General features: G+C 68.4%; 1 protein-coding gene. It reads right to left on the bottom strand.

The features are described 5' to 3' along the window. Positions 1-1,748: 1,748 nt before the first annotated feature. Positions 1,749-2,708 carry a hypothetical protein gene (locus ACM9NP_RS23855; RefSeq protein ID WP_415649023.1) on the bottom strand — a complete coding sequence of 320 codons (960 nt, stop codon included), beginning with the start codon at positions 2,706-2,708 and terminating at the stop codon, positions 1,749-1,751. Between the last annotated feature and the right edge of the window lie 980 nt (positions 2,709-3,688).

Consider the following 3,688-nt stretch of genomic DNA (forward strand, 5'->3'; position numbering starts at 1 on the left):
GGGTGGGAGAGACGGGTGGGGCGGCCCTTGGGTTGGGGGATTGAGGGCCGCCCCCGGAATGAGCGTGGTCGTGTCGTCGGTCGTTGGGTGCTAGCTGTTCTTGGCGCCGGCTGTGGATGGACGGCGTTGGGGGAGGGATAGTCGGTGCAGCAGGCGATCGCGAGACTGTCGTGTCGCCGCGGAGGTTCCGTGGAACGCGCGGTTCACATGGTCGACGATTTCCGGGCAGGGCCAGGCGGTGCGGCATTCCCGGCAGCTTCCCGAACGGGGCGATGACCTCCGCGCGAGCCTTGACCCGACGACGCACCGCAGGACTGCTCGGAACGCGCGCCGGAACACCGCCCGGAACGGGCTTCGCCGGGGTCGGTGGGTTCGAGCGGTCGGATGGTCCTCCGGTCCGGCGGGAAACGTCCAATCGTTGACGGTCGGCGCCACCGGTTCCGCGACGAAGGCGAACGGTATCGGAGAAACGTTGGGGTGCAGGCGTTCCGAACATCGCTCGCCGAAGGTCCCACGGCTGGGCACCCGACCGTGTCGCGCTTCGCCGTTCGGTTCAGGCGCGGCTTCACGAGCAGCATTGCTCGATAGTGAATCGTCGCTCAGTGAGGGGCGCCAACGGGATGGCTTGACGGGGTAGCGGCCGACCGCCCGTGCCGCCGTCGGTCGGCGGTAGGAGAACGGCCCCGATGGGATCGGGGTGCTCGTGCCTGGCCCGTAGAGGGTGGCCGAAACCTTCGACGGAGTGACCTCGGGTCGACTCGGATGCGATCGCCCGCTCGCGCCGATTGCCCTGAGGGCGTGCGTATCCGTCGCCGCGTCGCGCCTTCGGGCATTGCCACGAACGGGACCGAAGCCCGGTGGTTTCGTGTCGGCGAACCAACCGAAACCGTTCGACGGTTGGGCGCGGCTGGTCGCACGGTTCGCGAGGTCTCGCCAGTGCGCCGGGTCTCGGTTGGTAGGGCCGAGCATGTCCGATGTGGGCTCGGCGTCGTGAGTTGCGTTGCCTGTGAGGTTCTTCGAGCGTGCCGGGTCGTGGGTCGTCCGGGTGGACGGTGAGTGGATGCGTTGGGTCGTCTCGCTTGTCGGGCTCTGCCGGTGTGTCGGCCTTTTGCTCGTCTCGTTGGGGACGTCCGATGGTGGTGGTGGGGTTCGGTGAGTTGTCTTGTCCGTGAGGTCCTGGGTCGTCCGAGTGGAACCTGTGGACGGTGGGTGGATGCGTTCCGTTGCCTCGTCGGGGAGGTCTCGACGGTGTGCGGGGTTTGACTGGGCTAGAACGGAACCACCGGACGGGCTCCCGGCTCGGCGGGTCGTGGCGTCGGCGAGGCGACGCCAGTGTTCGCGGTTTCGTTCCTCTATAGGGGACGCTGCCGGGGTCGACCTGTGCGGACGGATGACGAGCGGCGGTGGCTCGTCGCGCTTCGCGCGGTCGGCGATCGCGTCCTGGACCTGTTGACGTTGACGGTTGATGAGGCGTTCGCGCCAGCCCAGCACGTCCCACTCCGACGCGCCCGAGTCGGTTTGCGGCACAGTCGGTTTCACGTCACACGCACGGTCGTGGCCGCCAGGCTGGTCGATCGCGGTGTGACGACGCGGGCCCGGAGCGAGATCCGACATCCCGGGTTCGTGTTGCGGTGCAGCGGTTTCCGGGCCAGGATCAGGGCCGACGCGGTCGCGGGGGTGAGCCGTGGTGTGTCGACGCGCGCTCGTTCCGCGTTCGGGTTTGGCGGAGCGCGGCTCATCGGTGATGGTCATCGGGCCGCCTCCGTCGACGCATCGCCCGTTCCGGGTTCGTGCGGCGGTGCGTCTTCCGGCATCGACGGCGATTCCGGCGACCGGTTGGCCGTGGAGGGGCCTGCGACGGGATGCGCGCGGGATCGCCGCTGCGGCGCGATACCGAACCAGTGATGGTGGTCGGCGACGAGAGTGTCCGGGCCGCAGCGCTTCGCGGCGACGACGAGCGGGTCCGCGTCGACCTCGACGTTGTCGCCGCGTCGGGGCGGGCGTGCCGGAGTCGGGCCACCCGTCGTGGCGATTCCCGGTGCGGGAGCACGATAACGGTCGATGGCGGTTCGAGTGAGGTACCAGGCGACGGCGGGTTCACCGGTCCATTCGCGACGCTCGTTGTGCAGGAACAGGAGCGGGATCGCGGTGTCGGCCCCGGTGACGACGCCGACGGGGGCGGCGATGACTCCTCCGGCTCCGAGCAGATCCAGCCGAACCCGCCCGGGCGCGATCACCGTCGCCATGATCGGACGTGACTCCACACTGAACATTCCGAGGGGGCGAACCTCCGAGACGTCGTGCGGATCTGGTCCAACCGTCGGAGATGGAGCCCCGTTGACCTGGGTGGACGGCGTGGAACGGTACCGATCGACGGCTCCGCGCGTCAGGTACCAGGCGACGGCCGGTTCGGCGATCCATCCGCGCTCCTCCTTGTCGGGGAACAGGAGCGGGACGGCGGTGTGCGCGCCGGTCACGATCGCGAGTGGACCTTGGACGGAGCCGCCGTCGCCGAGGAGGTCGAGCCGGACCTCGGTGTTCACGGTCGCGGTCGCGGCGATCAGGCGCCCCTCCAGGGTGAACACGCCGAGCGCTCGTGGCGGGTCGGTGATCGCGCACGGCGGTGGGGTGACGGGTCGTGCCGCCGGTCGGCGCGCGGGAGTGGCGTTGACGTCGATCGGGCTGCGGGCAGGGTCGTAGATCGGCATGTATCCCCCAACAATGGAGTGGAGGTCGCTCTCATCCAGAAGCGACACAGGACAGTCAAATGAGGACGGCGTGTGCGGGCGAGCGGAGTGACTCGGTACGTCGGCGCGCGTATTCGACGGACACGGCTGGGTAGGAGCCCGTGCGTGATGTCGGCGGGAACTGACGTGGGGAGAACGAATCGAGGTCCGCTCGCCCGCAAGCACCGGGGAGCCCGCACGTGAGGACCGTCTGCCGCCTCGCCGCGTTCGGGAGGTTTCCTGAAGTGGCTCGGCGGGCGCGGTTCCTCGGGCTCGCTTGACGCGAACGCGCGGGATCTGGCCGACTCCGGACCGGTCGGGCGCGGGAAGTGTTGCGCCGCAATGGGTCGGAGTCGGGTCGTACCGCAGGTCAGGCGAGCGAGGAATCGACGTCCGCGAAAGCCTGCGGTATCGGGGTAGCCGGGTCGTTACCCGGCTGGCACAATGGGTACCGCTGAGGGCTGGTTACCGTCCATGACGGGAGCCTCCTTTCGTATAAGACCGGAGCGGTTTGCTTGCTAGGGCGATGGCCGCTCCGGTCGTCTTATGTCTCCACGTCCGAGCCTTCGAAGGCTCGGCGGGAACTCTTGTGCGGTAACCGGGTTCGTGGTCGGTTACTCGGCGAATGTTACTCCGCGTCGGTGGTCATGGGAATACCTGACCCCCCACAATCTACATATTCGTATGCACCTCTATGTAGTGTCATTTGTGGGCGTCGATGGGTGCGAGTCCTATTCGGAGGTACGTTCGAAGGTGGTTCGCCCCGCTGGTGGGCGCGGGCGTTGCGGTCAATCGCGGGTCGCGCTCCACGGCTTGGTGGGTCTCTGTTGCGGTCTGCGTAGAGAGGTTTCGTTGGGCACGGCGCCCCACCAAGCCGAAAGTCTGTGGGTGGTNGGNTCNGGGNCNNNNCGGTGTGNGGGGGTTGGCGGCTGGCGCTACGGGTGGCGGGTTTGGACTGGGGT

The sequence above is a fragment of the Stackebrandtia soli genome (assembly GCF_965137155.1).
Classification (GTDB): Bacteria; Actinomycetota; Actinomycetes; order Mycobacteriales; family Micromonosporaceae; genus Stackebrandtia; species Stackebrandtia soli.

What these genes read in the sequence shown, in the direction of transcription:
- ACM9NP_RS23855 (WP_415649023.1), bottom strand. Translation starts at nt 2,708, where the DNA reads ATGCCGATCTACGACCCTGCCCGCAGCCCGATCGACGTCAACGCCACT.